The organism is Streptomyces paludis (genome assembly GCF_003344965.1).
GTDB lineage: Bacteria > Actinomycetota > Actinomycetes > Streptomycetales > Streptomycetaceae > Streptomyces > Streptomyces paludis.
In genome coordinates, this window is sequence record NZ_CP031194.1 from 681116 (window position 1) to 697709 (window position 16594).

Below are 16594 nucleotides of genomic sequence, written 5' to 3' on the forward strand. Positions count from 1 at the left end.
CCACCACCCCACCCCCTACAGGGCAAGTTCACTGGGGCCGGCAACCCGAAGGGCGAGCAACGCTCGCACCCTCAGACACCCAACAGCGCGCCCGGCACACCCGATCCCGTCCTGATTTCCACGCCGAAGCAGTACTCACAGAACCAAACCTGATGTGCCGAATAGTCAACGTTCCACCCATGAGCAACCAGCACCGGACATTCGCCGATGTACTGGCCTCTGACCAGAGCAAGCCCTGGTAAGAAATGCTCCTTAGAAAGGAGGTGATCCAGCCGCACCTTCCGGTACGGCTACCTTGTTACGACTTCGTCCCAATCGCCAGTCCCACCTTCGACAGCTCCCTCCCACAAGGGGTTGGGCCACCGGCTTCGGGTGTTACCGACTTTCGTGACGTGACGGGCGGTGTGTACAAGGCCCGGGAACGTATTCACCGCAGCAATGCTGATCTGCGATTACTAGCAACTCCGACTTCATGGGGTCGAGTTGCAGACCCCAATCCGAACTGAGACCGGCTTTTTGAGATTCGCTCCGCCTCGCGGCATCGCAGCTCATTGTACCGGCCATTGTAGCACGTGTGCAGCCCAAGACATAAGGGGCATGATGACTTGACGTCGTCCCCACCTTCCTCCGAGTTGACCCCGGCAGTCTCCTGTGAGTCCCCATCACCCCGAAAGGCATGCTGGCAACACAGAACAAGGGTTGCGCTCGTTGCGGGACTTAACCCAACATCTCACGACACGAGCTGACGACAGCCATGCACCACCTGTACACCGACCACAAGGGGGCGACCATCTCTGGCCGTTTCCGGTGTATGTCAAGCCTTGGTAAGGTTCTTCGCGTTGCGTCGAATTAAGCCACATGCTCCGCTGCTTGTGCGGGCCCCCGTCAATTCCTTTGAGTTTTAGCCTTGCGGCCGTACTCCCCAGGCGGGGAACTTAATGCGTTAGCTGCGGCACCGACGACGTGGAATGTCGCCAACACCTAGTTCCCAACGTTTACGGCGTGGACTACCAGGGTATCTAATCCTGTTCGCTCCCCACGCTTTCGCTCCTCAGCGTCAGTAATGGCCCAGAGATCCGCCTTCGCCACCGGTGTTCCTCCTGATATCTGCGCATTTCACCGCTACACCAGGAATTCCGATCTCCCCTACCACACTCTAGCCTGCCCGTATCGAATGCAGACCCGGGGTTAAGCCCCGGGCTTTCACATCCGACGCGACAAGCCGCCTACGAGCTCTTTACGCCCAATAATTCCGGACAACGCTCGCACCCTACGTATTACCGCGGCTGCTGGCACGTAGTTAGCCGGTGCTTCTTCTGCAGGTACCGTCACTTGCGCTTCTTCCCTGCTGAAAGAGGTTTACAACCCGAAGGCCGTCATCCCTCACGCGGCGTCGCTGCATCAGGCTTTCGCCCATTGTGCAATATTCCCCACTGCTGCCTCCCGTAGGAGTCTGGGCCGTGTCTCAGTCCCAGTGTGGCCGGTCGCCCTCTCAGGCCGGCTACCCGTCGTCGCCTTGGTAGGCCATCACCCCACCAACAAGCTGATAGGCCGCGGGCTCATCCTTCACCGCCGGAGCTTTCAACCTTCCCCCATGCGGAGAAAAGTATTATCCGGTATTAGACCCCGTTTCCAGGGCTTGTCCCAGAGTGAAGGGCAGATTGCCCACGTGTTACTCACCCGTTCGCCACTAATCCACCCCGAAAGGCTTCATCGTTCGACTTGCATGTGTTAAGCACGCCGCCAGCGTTCGTCCTGAGCCAGGATCAAACTCTCCGTGAATGTTTGCTCGGCCAACTCAATTTTAAGAGGGGCCGGCTAGCACACACGAGAGCGGAACCACCGGCCGGAATAAGACCAGTGGTTCACAGCGTCCTCGCTGTGTTTTTCTTCAAAGGAACCTCAACCCACCGAGTATTCGGTAGGTCGGGGTATCAACATATCTGGCGTTGACTTTTGGCACGCTGTTGAGTTCTCAAGGAACGGACGCTTCCTTCGTACTCACCCTCATCGGGCTTTCCTCCGGGCGCTTTCCCTTCGGTGTTTCGTTCTTGCGTTTCAAACTCTACCAGGGCTTTTCGTTCTCCCTGACCACCGTCCCGCAGACATGCAAAAGCAGAACCACGGTTTAGGATCAAGACTTGGTAGATGCCGCCGACCCCCGACTCAATGTCGTGTTGGGGTCAGGCAGGAGTACGACAGTACATCTCGTCGGTCGGCGCAGGCAAATCGATTCCGGGCCGCCGCCCGCCTGTCAACCGGTACCTCTTGCACCGAACCGTCACTTCCTATGACTTACCCTTCTCAACAGCACGTCGCCCGCTCACGCAGGGTGACGGACGGAAGCTCCTGTTCTCGTCTCACCCAAGCCTCCGGGAGGCTCCCCATGACGATCGTGACGGCTCCACTGCCCGGACGAGCCATTGGGCTTGCCGCGGTGCCCGATCCGGTGTTCTCCGGTGCGATGGTGGGGCCGGGTACCGCCATCGACCCCGTCAGGGGGCCAGGGGTGGCGGTGTCGCCGGTCGACGGGGTGATGGTCTCGCTGCATCCGCACGCCTTTGTCGTGGTGGACGCCGAGGGACACGGGGTGCTGACGCATCTGGGTATCGACACGGTGCAGCTCAACGGCGCCGGGTTCGAGCTGCTCGTCAACAAGGGCGACACCGTGGTGCGGGGGCAGGGGGTCGTGCGGTGGAACCCTGAGGCGGTCGAGGCCGCCGGCAAGTCGCCCATCTGCCCGGTCGTGGCGCTGGAGGCGACGGCGGACTCACTCGCCGACCTCCGTGAGGACGGCGAAGTGGCGGTCGGCGACACTCTTTTCGGCTGGCAGTGAAGCCGGCCTCGTATGTCAGGGACGGGCGCGGGGCGCCCGTCGTACATTCAGCGCGGCGACCGGGTCGCCGCATATCCGGAGACGGGTGACATGGAGACAACGCTGCGAGGCGTCGGGGTCAGCCACGGTGTGGCGATCGGCGAGGTACGGCACATGGGGACGGCGGTGCTGGAGCCGCCGGCCAAGCAGATCCCCGTGGAGGACGCGGAGCGTGAGCAGAGCCGCGCCCACCAGGCCGTGGAGGCCGTGTCCGCCGATCTGATCGCCCGTGGCAATCTGGCCGGCGGCGAGGCCCAGGCCGTGCTGGAGGCCCAGGCGCTGATGGCGCAGGACCCTGAGCTGATGGCCGACGTCGAGCGCAGGATCGCGGTCGGCTCCACGGCCGAGCGCGGGGTGTACGACGCGTTCGCCTCGTACCGCGCGCTGCTGGCGAACGCGGGCGAGTATCTGGCCGGGCGCGTCGCCGACCTGGACGATGTGCGGAATCGTATCGTCGCCCGGCTGCTGGGCGTTCCGATGCCCGGTGTGCCGGACAGCGACGAGCCGTATGTGCTGATCGCGCGTGATCTCGCTCCCGCGGACACGGCGCTGCTGGATCCGGCGCTGGTGCTCGGTTTCGTGACCGAGGAGGGCGGCCCGACGAGTCACAGCGCGATTCTGGCGCGGGCGCTCGGTGTGCCCGCCGTGGTGGCGCTGCCCGGTGCCGGGGAGATCGCCGAGGGCACGGTGATCGCGGTCGACGGCAGCACGGGCGACATCTTCGTCGAGCCGAGCGCCGAGAAGCGGGCGGAGCTGACGGCGGCCGCCGCCGCGCGGAAGGCCGCGCTGTCCGCGTCGTCCGGGCCGGGGGCGACCTCGGACGGGCACAAGGTTCCGCTGCTCGCCAATATCGGTGGTCCCTCCGATGTGCCGGCGGCCGTCGAGGCGGGTGCCGAGGGGGTGGGGCTGTTCCGTACGGAGTTCCTCTTCCTCGACGACAGCAAGCAGGCGCCGTCGGAGGAGAAGCAGATCGCCGCGTACCGCGCGGTGCTGGAGGCGTTCCCCGAGGGCCGGGTGGTCGTGCGGGTGCTCGACGCCGGAGCCGACAAGCCGCTGGACTTCCTGACGCCCGCCGACGAGCCGAATCCGGCGCTCGGTGTGCGCGGGCTGCGCAGTCTGCTCGACCACCCGGATGTGCTGCGGACCCAGCTGACGGCGCTGGCCAAGGCCGCCGCCGGGCTGCCGGTCTATCTGGAGGTCATGGCGCCGATGGTGGCCGACCGTACCGATGCGAAGGCGTTCGCGGACGCCTGCCGGGAGGCGGGGCTGAGCGCCAAGTTCGGGGCGATGGTGGAGATTCCGTCGGCCGCCCTGCGGGCGCGGTCGATCCTCCAGGAGGTCGAGTTCCTGTCGCTGGGCACCAATGACCTGGCCCAGTACACCTTCGCGGCCGACCGGCAGGTCGGTGCCGTGTCGCGGCTCCAGGACCCGTGGCAGCCGGCGCTGCTGGACCTGGTCGCGCTGTCGGCCGAGAGCGCGAAGGCCGAGGGCAAGAGCTGTGGTGTGTGCGGTGAGGCCGCCGCGGACCCGCTGCTGGCCTGTGTGCTCACCGGACTCGGGGTGACCTCGCTGTCCATGGGCGCGGCGTCGATCCCGTACGTACGGTCGACGCTGGCGAAGCACACGCTGGCGCAGTGTGAGCGTGCCGCTGCCGCCGCGCGGGCCACGGACACGGCGGAGGAGGCCAGGGCCGCCGCCCAGGCCGTGCTCTCCGGCGAGTAGGGGTTCTGTTCCGAGGGGGCTTTCTCCCGCACCTTGTTTCGTGGGTGCGGGAGAAAGCCCCTTCGCCGTTTCCGGTACCGGTCAGTGGTGTGTGCCGGTCTCCTCCTGTCCCAGGTCGAAGCCCGCGCGGTACTCCACGCCGGGCTCGGGGGCGACGGGCTCGCCGGTGTCGGCGTCCGTGCAGTAGGCGCTGAAGACCTCGCCCTCGGTGAGCGCGACCAGGCCGCCGCGTTGGAGGCGCCAGCCGTGCAGCCGGTCGGGGGCGCCGGGGGTGGTCGTACGGAGCACTACTCCCCCGGCGGTTTCGAGGGCGATTCCGGTGGCGAGCACACTGACGAACTCGGCGCACTCCGTCGCGTCCAGCCCGGCCGGTGCCTGTTCGGGGTGGTGGACGAGGAGTACCGCGAGGAGTTGTCCGTCGGCGGCCGGGACGCTGCACACGAGATGGTGGGTGCCGGGTCCGGCCGTGGCCAGCAGCCGGGTGAGCAGGTGGGAGGCGCGGTCGAAGGCGGCGTGTCCGATGTCCTGGCCGCAGTCGGCGCACTCTCCGAGGTCGGCCAGGAGTGTGGTCGCGTACTCCCAGGTGGCTCTGCGGACGGCGGTGTTGATGAGCTGCGGGACCAGGGTGTCGAGGGGCTGGCCGGTGTAGCGGACGGCGGCTCCGGTCGCGGGGAGGGTGGCCGTGTAGCGGGTGCGGCCGGCCGGGGTGTCGGGGTCGAGTCCGGTGTCGGCGCAGAACTCCTCGTACGCCTCGGGGTCGAAGAGGGCGACGGTGGTGTGCAGGCCCCGGGATGCCAGGGATCTCAGCAGCCCGTCGATCTCGCGCAGATACGCCGCGTGGTCGTCGAAGGTGAAGGTGCGGTAGCGCCGCATCGCGTCGAAGTCCCGTTCGTCGGCCAGCAGGCCGACGACGCCGGGGACTTCGCGCCGTAATCTGCCGCGCGCGCTGGTGCGCGGCGGCGGCTGGTCGCGGTGGTCGGTGTGTGCCATGGCTCCCCCTGAGCACGGTCGATCATTGCTCACTCAGAGTAGCCAAGGGGTCTGACAGTGGGGTCGGCAAGGCGGTGGGATCAGCCGTCGGTGCGGGGGTGGGTCCGGGCTCTCGCCAGGTTCTCGTAGAAGGGGAGCAGGCCGAGGTTGTCCACGGATCCGGCGTTGACCGCCCGGTCCAGCGGCGCGCCCTGGAGGAGGCGTTTGACCGGGACTTCGATGCGTTTGCCGGTGAGGGTGTGCGGGATGCCGGGGACTTCGAGGATCTCGTCCGGGACATGGCGCGGGGAGAGCTGTTCGCGGATGGTGCGGCGGACGCGGTCGCGCAGCGCGTCGTCGAGGACGGCGCCTTCCGTGAGCTGGACGAAGAGCGGCATCCAGTAGCCGCCGTCGGGCTCTTCGACGCCGATGACCAGGGATTCCCTGATCTCGGGGAGCCGTTCGACGGCTTCGTAGATGTCGGCGGAGCCCATCCGGACGCCCTGGCGGTTGAGGGTGGAGTCGGAGCGGCCGTGGATGATCACGGAGCCGTGGTCGGTGAGGGTGATCCAGTCGCCGTGGCGCCAGACGCCGGGGAACATCGTGAAGTAGCTGTCGCGGTAGCGGCTGCCGTCGGGGTCGTTCCAGAAGCGGATCGGCATGGACGGCATGGGGTTGGTGACGATCAGTTCGCCGACCTCGCCGATGACGGGTGTGCCCTCCTCGTCCCATGCCTGGAGGTCGGTGCCGAGGCAGGGGGCCTGGAGTTCGCCGATATGGACGGGGAGGGTGGGGACGGCTCCGGCGAAGCAGCTGCACACGTCGGTGCCGCCGCTGACGGAGGCGATCCAGAGGTCCTCGGCGACTTCGTCGTGGAGCCAGCGGAAGCCGTCGGGGGGCAGGGGGGATCCGGTGGTGGCGACGCAGCCGATCCGGGAGAGGTCGTGGTCGCGGCCGGGGTGTACGTCCGCCTTGCGGCAGGCCATCACATACGCGGCCGAGGTGCCGAAGAAGGTGGCGCCGGTGCGTTCCGCGACGCCCCACTGGGCGTCGACGGCGGGGTGGCCGGGGCTGCCGTCGTACAGGATGACGGTGGTGCCGGTGAGCAGGCCGGAGACGAGGAAGTTCCACATCATCCAGCCGGTGGAGGTGTACCAGAAGAAGCGGTCCTCGGGGCCGAGGTCGCAGTGCAGGCCGAGCTGTTTGAGGTGTTCGAGCAGGATGCCGCCCTGGGACTGGACGATCGCCTTGGGCAGGCCGGTGGTGCCGGAGGAGTAGAGGACCCACAGGGGGTGGTCGAAGGGGACCTGTTCGAAGACGGGTCCGGGGTCGTCCTGGCCGGCGCCGGAGGCTTCGGCCGGTTCGGTCAGCCCGGTCCAGGTGAGGGCGCCTTCGGGGGCGGGTGTGCCCAGCAGCGGGATGTGGACGAGGGCGCGCAGGGTGGGCAGTTCGCGGCGGAGTTCGGCGACGGTCTCCGTACGGTCGTGTTCCTTGCCGCCGTAGCGGTAGCCGTCGACGGCGAACAGGACGACCGGTTCGACCTGCTGGAAGCGGTCGAGGACGCTGCGGGCGCCGAAGTCGGGGGCGCAGGAGGTCCAGACGGCGCCGACGGCGGCGGTGGCGAGGAGCGCGGTGACGGCCTGCGGGATGTTGGGGAGGTAGCCGCTGACGCGGTCGCCGGGGCGGACGCCGAGGGCGCGCAGTTCGCGGGCGAGCGCGGCGACCTGACGGCGCAGTTCGTGCCAGCTGACGGGGGTCTGTTCCTGGGTCTCGTCGACGTACAGGAGCGCCGGTTCCTGGGCGCGGGCCGGGTCCTCGGCGGCGCGCAGGGCGTGTTCCGCGTAGTTGAGGGTGGCGCCGGGGAACCAGTGGGCGCCGGGCATGGCGCGGTCGGCGAGGACGCGTTCGTACGGGGTGGTGAACCGGACGTCGAACCAGTCGGCGACGGCGGTCCAGAAGGTCTCCAGCTCGTCGACGGACCAGCGGTGCAGGGCCGGGTAGCCGCCGTCGGCGGGCGCTCCGTACCGCGCGGCGGCCCAGCTCTGGAAGCGGGTGACGCCGGCGGTGGCGATGCGCTCGGGGTCCGGTCGCCAGAGGGGTTCGGGGGTGGCGCTGGTGGGCATGGCGGCGTCTCCCGGACGGCTCGGCTCTGATGCGTGCGGCTGACACGGACGATGCCATGTGATCGTCTCCGGCACCAGAGGTGGCCATCCGGCGGCGCCTGTCTGTCGGGCCGGCGAATTCCGGCTTGCACAGCGGGTGAACGGGAGTTGAACGGTGCTTCGGCGTGCCCGGACGGGTGGCAGGGTGAGCGTCATGGACGGTCGTGAGCTGGTGCGTTCGATGAAAGCGGTCGGTTCGGTGCGGGGGCTGCGGTCCGTACGGTCGGCCTGGCGCGGTCGCCGCGCGGACGCCCTGGGACTGCCGCCGCGCGGTCCTGAGCGGGCGCGGGTGCCGGGTCCGGTGGCCGGTGCGGAGCCGCTGCCCGGGGGCGGGATCGTACGGTTCGCGCGGGCGGAGCTGCGGGTGTGTGTGGCGGTGGGCGGCGCTGTGTTCTGGGGGTGGGACGGGGCCGGGCCGCTGCCGTCGTACGCGCTCGACGTAGACGCGCCCGAGGCGGATCCGCGGGCGGGTCTGGAGCCGGACAAGGGCGGCGGCTGGCGGGTGGTGTCGGAGCGGGTGACGGTGGCGGTGTCGCGGCACGGCGGGGTGGAGGTGCGTACGCCGGGCGGGGTGGTGCTCCGGCGTGAGCTGCCGCCGCGCTGGTGGGAGCCGGTGGGGGGTGGTCCGGCGCGCTGGGTGCAGCGGTCGGAGGTGGCGGCGGACGCGCGGTTCTTTGGACTGGGCGGGCGGGCTTCGGGGCCGCGGCTGCGGGGTGGTACGTACCGGCTGTGGAACACGGATCCGGGCGGTGGGTTCGGTCCGGGTGACGATCCGCTGTACGTGACGATGCCGGTGGAGCTGGTGGTGGCCGACGCGGGGACGCATCTGGCGTTCTACGACAACTCCTGGGACGGCCGGGTCACGCTCGCGGAGGGTGAGGAGGGGGCGGGTTCCGGTCATGACCGGCCCGGTACGGCGGAGCTGCGGATGGAGGGCGGGCCGCTGCGCTGCTGGGTGGTGACGGGGACGCCCGCGCGGGTGCTGCACGGCTGGACGGCGCTGACCGGGGCGCCCGTACCGCCGCCGGCCTGGGCGCTGGGGCCGCAGCACGCGCGGTGGGGGGCCGGTGGGGCGGAGGAGGTGCGGCGGGTCGTGGCGGGGTACCGGGAGCGGGGGCTGCCGCTGTCGGCGGTGCATCTGGACATCGGCCATCTCGACGCGCATCGGGTGTTCACGGTCGACCGGGAGCGTTTTCCCGATCTGCCGGGGCTGGCGGGCGAGTTGCGCGCGGCGGGGGTGCGGCTGGTCTCGGCCGTCGGTCCGGGGGTGCGGGCGGAGCCGGGGGACGCGGTGTACGACGGTGGCCGTGCGGTGGGGGCGGCGGGCGCGTTCGTGCGGGACGCGCGGGGGCGCGAGGTGCGGGGGGTGGGGTGGCCCGGGGAGTGCGTGTATCCGGATTTCACGGATCCGGCGGTACGGGAGTGGTGGGGCGGGCTGTACGGGGAGCGGCTGGCGCAGGGGTTCGCCGGGGTGTGGCACGGCATGAACGAGCCGGTGTCGTTCGCGCCGTTCGGGGAGGCGACGCTGCCGCGGTCGGCCCGGCACGCGCTGGAGGGCGCGGGCGGCGATCATCGCGCGGCGCACAACGTGTACGGGCTGGGGATGGCGCGGGCCGGCTATGAGGGGCTGGCGCGGCTGCGGCCCGGTGAGCGTCCGTTTCTCTTCTCGCGTGCGGGGTGGGCGGGGATGCAGCGGTACGGGGGCACATGGTCGGGCGAGGTGTCGACGGGGTGGCCGGGGCTGCGGGCGTCGCTGTCGCTGGTGCTGGGGCTGGGGTTGTGCGGGGTGCCGTACTCGGGGCCCGAGGTGGGGGGCCACGACGGAAGTCCGTCGGCCGAGCTGTATCTGCGCTGGTTCCAGCTGGGGGCGTATCTGCCGCTGTTCCGTACGCACGCGGCGATCGGGGCGGGGCGGCGGGAGCCGTGGGAGTTCGGGCCCGAGGTGCTGGAGCACGCGCGGGCGGCGCTGGCGGGGCGGGAGCGGCTGGGGCCGTACTTCGTGACGCTGGCGCAGTTGGCGCGGCTGACGGGTGCGCCGTATGTGCGGCCGGTGTGGTGGGGGGCGCCGGAGGACCGGGCGCTGCGTGACTGCGAGGACGTGTTTCTGCTGGGGGACGCGCTGCTGGTGGCGCCGGTGCTGGAGCGGGGGACGGACCGGCGGGCGGTGCGGCTGCCGGCCGGCCGGTGGTACGACACGGTGTCGGAGGTGGCGTACGAGGGTCCGGCGCAGGTGCTGCTGGACGCGCCGGCGTCGCGTATTCCGGTGCTGGCGCGGGCGGGGGCGGTGATTCCGGTGCGGGGCGCGGACGGTGGGCCGGTGCTGGAGGTGTGGGCGCCGGCGGCGGGGCGTACGGGCGGGGGTCTGGTGGTGCGGGATCCGGGCGACGGGTGGGGGCCGGCGGAGGTGGAGCGGTATACGTCGCGGCTGGTGGACGGGGAGGTACGGGTGGAACGGCTGCTGGAGGGCGGGGGTGTGCTGGCGCCGGAGTGGCCGGTACGGGTGCGGGGTGCGGCCCGGTGAGCGCGCTCGGCACCTGGGCGGGGCGGGCGGTCGTGTGCCGTACGTACTACGTACGTACGCGTGGAGCGGTGGGTCAGGTGGGGAGGGCCGGGTCGTAGGCGCCGGCGAACCAGGACCGTACCGCCTGGGTGTGCAGGGGGAACGCCAGCTCGGCGGGGGCGCGCAGCAGGTGCCATCCGGTGGTCTCGTCGGTGCGGACGGAGGGCGGCAGCCGGTCGGCGGGGCGGGCGGGGAGGAGCCCGAAGAGGAGCAGATGGCCGTCCGGTGAGCTGAGCGCGTCGGCGAGCCGGACGTCGTGCTCGGGCGCTTCGATGCCGGTCTCCTCGTACAGTTCCCGTACGACGGCGTGGCGCCAGTCCTCGGTGTGGTCGACGAAGCCGCCGGGGAGGGCGATGCCGCCGTACGCGGGGTGGATGGTGCGGGTGATGACGACGAGTGAGGTGCCGCGGTCGCCGTGGCCGGACCCGTCGCGGTCGCCATCGGCCCCCCGGTCTCCGTCGTCGGCCCGGTCTCCGTCGGTGACCGGCAGCAGGGCGACGGCGACGGGCAGCGGGTTGCGGTAGGCGGTGGCGCCGCAGGCCGCGCAGGTGCGGGGCCAGTCGGCGGGCGCCGGGTAGGGGGTGCCGCAGCTGCCGCAGTGGGAGTGCGGGGCGGATCTCTTCGCGGGGTGCGCGGCGCTCTCGCGCGGGGGCCGGGACACCCGCGGACTGTATCCGATCGCTCTTTCCTCCGGGTCCGGAAGCTGGTAGATGACAGTGCTCATGACAAGATTGAGGTTTCTGCCGCGCGCCCTGGCCGCCGCTGCCACCGCCCTGCTGCTCGCCGTCACCGCCACCGTGACCGCCGCCGTCACCGCGCCCGGCGCCCAGGCGCGGACGCGTCCGGCGGCCCCGGCGGAGTTCGTGGCGCTGCGCACCGTCGCGCCGACGATCATCCAGGAGATGCGCTATCTGACGCCGCACAACTTCCTGGGCAGGCCCGTGGACGGCTACCGGCAGCCGGTCTGCATCGTCACCCGCGCCACGGCGGAGGCTCTGCGCCGGGCCCAGTCGGGGCTGCTGAAGCGGGGCTACTCGCTCAAGGTGTACGACTGCTACCGGCCGCAGCGGGCCGTCGACCACTTCGTGCGGTGGGCGGAGGATCTCGGGGACGAGCGGATGAAGGCGGAGTTCTATCCGCGGGTGGAGAAGTCACGGCTGTTCGAGGACGGTTACATCGCGGAGAAGTCCGGGCACAGCCGCGGCAGTACGGTGGATCTGACGCTGGTGAAGCTGCCCGCCCTGCCGACGCGGCCGTACCGGCCGGGAGAGCGGCTGACGCCCTGTTACGGGCCGAAGGCCGGGCGGTTCCCCGACAACTCGGTGGACATGGGAACGGGCTTCGACTGTTTCGACACGCTGGCGCACACGGACGATCCGCGGATCACCGGGCGGCAGCGGGCGAACCGGGAGCTGCTCAGGTCGGCGCTGGGCGCGGTCGGGTTCACCAATCTGCCCGAGGAGTGGTGGCACTTCACGCACCGGCCGGAGACGTTCCCGGACACCTACTTCGACTTCCCGGTGGCGTGGGACGCGGTGCTCGGCCGCTGACGCACACCGTGCCGTACACCGGTGCCGTACGCCTTGAGCGGCCCTGGCGCGGAAGGGGACGGACGGCCGGGACCACCCCCGTGGGCTCCGGCCGGCCGTCTCCCGATGGGACGCGGCCGGCCCGGATCCGGTTTCGCCCTCGGGCGATTACGGGCCTTTGTTCACGACAAACATCCCGAACGGGGGACATCGGCCGGGTGCGCGTCCGGGCGGCCCGAAGATACGGCCGACCGGACGGGCCGTCAGGTGGGCGCGTGTTCGCGGGCCCGGGCCGCGCGGGTCATGGCGTGTTCGACCACCGACACGAGGACTTCCTTGACGGACTCGCGGTCGCGCGCGTCGCACATCACCAGCGGGACCTCGGGATCGAGGTCGAGCGCCGCGCGTACGGTCTCGCCCGGGAAGCGGTCCGCGCCCTCGAAGCAGTTGACGGCGACGGTGAACGGGATGCCACGCCGTTCGAAGTAGTCGACCGCCGCGAAGGAGTCCGCGAGCCGCCGGGTGTCGGCCAGCACGACGGCGCCCAGGGCGCCCTGGGCCAGCTCGTCCCAGAGGAACCAGAACCGGTCCTGGCCGGGGGTGCCGAAGACGTACAGCACCAGGTCCTCGCGGAGGGTGATCCGGCCGAAGTCCATGGCGACCGTGGTGGTCGTCTTGTTCTCCACGCCGTCGACGTCGTCGACCGGCCGGCCCGCCTCGCTGAGCATCTCCTCGGTGCGCAGCGGCCTGATCTCGCTGACCGCGCCCACCAGAGTGGTCTTGCCCACCCCGAAGCCGCCCGCTACCAGGATCTTCAGCGTTACCGGATCGACCGGACGCGGCCTGTGGCTAGAGCGCCCGAAGACCATTGATCACCTCGCGGAGAATGCTCACGTCCGGCAGCTCGGCCGGCGGAACGGGACGGGTTACGTGGACGATTTCATCCTCGACGAGATCGCCGACGAGGACCCGGACCACCCCGACGGGGAGGTCCAGGCTCGCGGCGAGTTCGGCGATCGACTGGGGGCTCGTGTAGCAACGGTCGACGATCTCCACGTGTTCCGGGGAGAGCGTCTGGTCCCGGCCGGGGTCGCCGGCGGCGGGTTCGCACACGACGAGCGCGATCAGGTCGAGCCGGTGGCGCGTCGCGCTGCTGGTGCGGCCGCGCGTCATCGCGTACGGGCGTACGACCGGTCCGGCTTCGCCGTCGAACCAGTGCTGCTGATCCTGATCAGATTCACTCATGTCCGCCCGCTCACCCTCCGGTGGTCAGGCCGGTCCGGGGTGCCGTGCCGAGATGCACGCCGACCCTCTTGACCATCAGCGTCATCTCGTAGGCGACCTGTCCGACGTCGGAGTCGGAGTCGGACAGTACGGCGAGGCAGCTGCCGTCGCCCGCGGCGGTGACGAACAGGAAGGCGTCGTCCAGCTCGACCACGGTCTGGCGGACCCGGCCGGCGTCGAAGTGGCGGCCCACGCCCTTGGCGAGGCTGTGGAATCCGGAGGCGACGGCCGCCAGGTGCTCGCCGTCCTCGCGGGTGAGGTCCTTGGACGTACCGGTGGCGAGTCCGTCACCGGAGAGGACCACCGCCTTGCGGATGCTGGCGACCCGCTCGACGAGTTCGTCGAGGAGCCAGTTCAGCTCTCCGGCCGCGTTGGGGTCGGTGGAATGGCGTAGTGATGCGTGCGGTGCGGTCATCGACCGTCCCCCTCCGATGTGGTTCCTTGTGTCTCGCCGGAGCCGGTGGTGTCCTCGGCATCGTTCTGCCGGCGACCGCGCTGCCAGCCCCGCTGGAGCGAGGCCATACGGTTGCGGACCGCGTCCGCGTCCCGCTCGCTGTCGTAGGGCGTGGCGGGCGCCGGGTCCGTGGCACCGTCCTGGGTGACGTCCCGCAGCTGGGGGGCGAGGCTGGCCTGCCGGACCCGGCGGGGCAGCCCGTCGAGCAGCGACGGGGTGTCATGGGACGGCGCACGGCGCGAGTTCTGGGTCGGTACGCCCGAGACGGCGCGGCCGGGGGTGCCGGCGGCGGGTTCCCGGTCGGGGCGGGTGCGGGCCCGGTCGTCCACGCGCCGGCCGCGGTCCGCGACGAGGGTCGGGGGCTTGCGGCGGGGCAGCTCCGGGTCGCCGCCGTCGTGCTCGGGTCCGGCGTCGGGGATGCCGCGGCCCGGTGCGGGGCGTACGCGCGGCTCCGGGGCCGGGCGGCCGTCGCGGCGGTCGCGGAGTTCGCGGGCGCTGTCGTCGCGCAGCTCGCGGACGTCGTCGCGGCCGGCCCGGGAGGTGCGGACCTCGTGCGGCTCCTGGCCGCCGGTGTCGCGCAGATGTTCCCGGGCGCGGAAGAGTCCGCCGCGCTCGCTCTCGGTGTCGTCGATGTCGCCGATGCCGTCACCTCCGCCGAGGCCCGGGCCGCTCTCGGTACCGAGGGCGGAGACCGGGGGTTCCAGCTCGACCGGGCCGTCGAGCACGGACGGGCCGGTGCCCAGTCCGGTGGGGACCTGTGCCAGTGCGGTGCGTCTGCCGCCGCCGTTCTCCGGCCGGCTCCGGCCGCGCTCCCGCTGCTCGCGCTCGATGGCGTTCTTGCGGTCGAGCCGGAAGCCGGTGCCCTCGGTCTCGGGGGCGTCGGTGAGCAGGGCGACGGGCAGGAAGACGATGGCCGTCGTTCCGCCGTACGGGGAGGGCTGGAGCGAGACGCGGACGTTCTGCCGCTGGGCGAGCCGGCTGACCACGAAGAGGCCGAGGCGGTCGGTGTCGGACAGCTCGAACTCGGGGGTCTCGGCGAGCCGCAGATTGGCGTCGAGCAGCAGCTCGGGCGCCATGCCGAGGCCGCGGTCGTGGATCTCCAGCGTGAAGCCGTTGGCGACCCGCTCGCCGTGCACCTGGACGGCAGTGTGCGGGGGTGAGAACACGGTGGCGTTCTCGATGAGTTCGGCGATGAGGTGGGTGAGGTCGGCGACGGCCGGTCCGCCCACGCCGATCCTCGGGAGCCTGCGGACCTCGATGCGCTCGTAGTCCTCGACCTCGGCGACGGCGGCGCGGACCACGTCCATGAGCTGGACCGGCTTGCGCCACTGCCGCGACGGCGCGGCGCCGGAGAGGATGACGAGACCCTCGGCGTGCCGGCGCATACGGGTGGTGAGGTGGTCGAGCCGGAAGAGGTCGGCCAGCTCCTCGGTGTCCTCTGTGCGGCGCTCCATGGTGTCGAGGAGCGTGAGCTGGCGGTGGAGCAGGACCTGGTTGCGGCGGGCGAGGTTGACGAAGACCTCGGAGACGCCGCGGCGCAGGTCCGCCTGCTTGACGGCGGCCTCGACGGCGGCGCGCTGGAGCGTGTTGAGCGCCTGGCCGACCTGGCCGACCTCGTCCTTCTCGTAGTCGAGACGGGGCGCCTCGGTCTCCACGTCGACGGGTTCACCGGCGGCGAGGCGGCGCATGACGCTCGGCAGGCGGACGCCGGAGACCTCGTGGGCCTCCTTGCGGAGCTGGGAGAGGTCCCTGATCAGGTCGCGGCCGACGCGTACGGAGATGAAGAGGGAGAGGAGGACGGTGACCAGGCCCAGCGCGGCGGCGATACCGACGCGGACGAAGACGCTCTCGCGGACGGGGTCGATGTGCTTGCGGTAGAGCGTGGCGGCCTGTTCGCTCTCGTTGGTGAGGTCGCCGAGGACGGAGACCGTCATCGCCTGCCAGCTCTCGGCGGTGACCGTCCTGACCTTGTCGGCGGCGCCCGCCGCGATCAGGCGGTCCTCGGCCTCGCGGAGTTCGAGGGTGGCCGGGGTGCGCCAGTACTGCTCCAGCGTGGCGCGGTCGGAGAGCGGCAGGTCGGCGAGGTTCGACTCGTACAGCAGGACGCGGTTGGCGACCAGGTCGGAGGTGCCGCGTACGTCCTCCGCGGTCATCCGGCCGGCGATCAGCGCGGAGGCGACGAGCGCGTCCTCGCGGGAGAGCATCTCCTTGGCGCGGTCGAGACCGATGAGCGCGCGGCCCCAGTTGTCGCCGTCCACGTCCTCGGCGCCGTAGAGGGAGGCGAGGACGTTGTGGCTGGGGTCGACGAGCCGGTTGTAGAACTCCAGCGCGCCTTCCCGGGTGACGGTGCTCTCGTCCACGGAGCTGCGCATGAGCGCGAGGCCCTCCATGGAGTCCATGAGGTGGGTCAGCCGGTCGGAGGTGATGTCGTCCATCCGGTCCCGGACGTCCGATTCGGCGTTGCGCCGGACGCGGTTGAGCGCGCGGTCCGTGTCGCCGCGGCGGCTGCGCAGCTCGGTGAGCGAGTCCGCGGCGCGCGGGTCGGCGAGATAGATCAGCGTCTGTCTGCGCTCGCTCTGGAGGCCCTTGATCGATTCCTCGATGGGGCGGCCGATCCGCTCGATGGCGTTACTGACGTCCATGAGCTGCTTGGCTTCGGAGCCGGCGAGCGTGGTGGCCAGACCCCAGAGGACCGTGAGTCCGATGAGCGGCACGAGCAACAGCGCCACGATCTTCCGGCGGATGGACTTCCCGCGAAAGCGCATGGCCTCCCCCTGGTCGAACCCCGCCCGGGGCGGGAGTTGCGTGGAACCCCGCCCGGTGCGGGGGATACTCCGTCAGCAAACGGCGCGAGCCTACTACTGTCACACCGGCAACTCGAAGACACGTCCGCATGTTTTTCGGCCGCCCTCAGCCGACTTGATCATGTGTTGTCCGGGTTTTCCACCAGTTGGTTTCCGGCGCGGAGAGCCGGAAGATGGGGCAGTACGTACGGTATCGGTCACCGGGGATGGCCGAAATCATTCGATCTTCGGTTCT

General features: G+C 70.6%; 11 protein-coding genes and 1 rRNA gene. 4 read left to right on the forward strand and 8 right to left on the reverse strand.

All coding sequences use genetic code 11. The features are described 5' to 3' along the window. Window positions 1-256 precede the first annotated feature (256 nt). Window positions 257-1782, reverse strand: a 16S ribosomal RNA gene (locus DVK44_RS02905). Window positions 1783-2386: 604 nt separating this feature from the next. Here DVK44_RS02905 and DVK44_RS02910 point away from each other — a divergent pair. Together DVK44_RS02910 and ptsP are read left to right on the forward strand one after the other, a co-directional pair. Further along, a complete protein-coding gene (locus DVK44_RS02910; protein WP_114658175.1) occupies window positions 2387-2836 on the forward strand; it encodes a PTS sugar transporter subunit IIA in 450 nt (149 codons plus the stop codon). A 90-nt stretch (window positions 2837-2926) separates the two neighbouring features. After that, window positions 2927-4597: a phosphoenolpyruvate--protein phosphotransferase gene (ptsP, locus tag DVK44_RS02915; RefSeq protein WP_114658176.1), complete on the forward strand. Its 1671-nt coding sequence runs from the start codon at window positions 2927-2929 to the stop codon at window positions 4595-4597. Between the two features lie 81 nt (window positions 4598-4678). Here ptsP and DVK44_RS02920 read toward each other — a convergent pair whose 3' ends face one another. Both DVK44_RS02920 and DVK44_RS02925 read right to left on the reverse strand, forming a co-directional pair. Then, window positions 4679-5587, reverse strand: coding sequence for a hypothetical protein (locus DVK44_RS02920; protein WP_114658177.1), 909 nt, complete (start codon window positions 5585-5587; stop codon window positions 4679-4681). 80 nt (window positions 5588-5667) lie between these two features. Beyond that, a complete protein-coding gene (locus DVK44_RS02925; RefSeq protein ID WP_114658178.1) occupies window positions 5668-7689 on the reverse strand; it encodes an acetoacetate--CoA ligase in 2022 nt (673 codons plus the stop codon). Between the two features lie 193 nt (window positions 7690-7882). Here DVK44_RS02925 and DVK44_RS02930 point away from each other — a divergent pair, with 193 nt between their 5' ends. Next, window positions 7883-10249, forward strand: a complete 2367-nt coding sequence (locus DVK44_RS02930; RefSeq protein ID WP_114658179.1) for a glycoside hydrolase family 31 protein — start codon at window positions 7883-7885, stop codon at window positions 10247-10249. Between the two features lie 73 nt (window positions 10250-10322). Here DVK44_RS02930 and DVK44_RS02935 read toward each other — a convergent pair whose 3' ends face one another. Further along, window positions 10323-10949, reverse strand: a complete 627-nt coding sequence (locus tag DVK44_RS02935; RefSeq protein WP_228446966.1) for an NUDIX domain-containing protein — start codon at window positions 10947-10949, stop codon at window positions 10323-10325. Window positions 10950-11010: 61 nt separating this feature from the next. Here DVK44_RS02935 and DVK44_RS02940 point away from each other — a divergent pair, with 61 nt between their 5' ends. Further along, the gene (locus DVK44_RS02940; RefSeq protein ID WP_114658181.1) at window positions 11011-11838 is read left to right on the forward strand and encodes a M15 family metallopeptidase; all 828 of its coding nucleotides are present in this window, start codon (window positions 11011-11013) and stop codon (window positions 11836-11838) included. 242 nt (window positions 11839-12080) lie between these two features. Here the strand turns inward: DVK44_RS02940 and DVK44_RS02945 are convergent, their stop codons facing one another. Genes DVK44_RS02945 through DVK44_RS02960 form a run of 4 tightly spaced genes read right to left on the reverse strand, consistent with a single transcriptional unit; the run spans window position 12081 to window position 16320 of the window. Continuing rightward, entirely contained in the window at window positions 12081-12686 is a 606-nt protein-coding gene (locus DVK44_RS02945; RefSeq protein WP_114658182.1) for a GTP-binding protein, read from the reverse strand. Continuing rightward, entirely contained in the window at window positions 12667-13062 is a 396-nt protein-coding gene (locus DVK44_RS02950; protein WP_114658183.1) for a DUF742 domain-containing protein, read from the reverse strand. Before DVK44_RS02950 ends, DVK44_RS02945 begins: the two co-directional genes overlap by 20 nt. A gap of 10 nt (window positions 13063-13072) precedes the next feature. Further along, window positions 13073-13516, reverse strand: coding sequence for a roadblock/LC7 domain-containing protein (locus DVK44_RS02955; protein ID WP_114658184.1), 444 nt, complete (start codon window positions 13514-13516; stop codon window positions 13073-13075). Continuing rightward, window positions 13513-16320, reverse strand: coding sequence for a sensor histidine kinase (locus DVK44_RS02960; protein ID WP_114658185.1), 2808 nt, complete (start codon window positions 16318-16320; stop codon window positions 13513-13515). Before DVK44_RS02960 ends, DVK44_RS02955 begins: the two co-directional genes overlap by 4 nt. Between the last annotated feature and the right edge of the window lie 274 nt (window positions 16321-16594).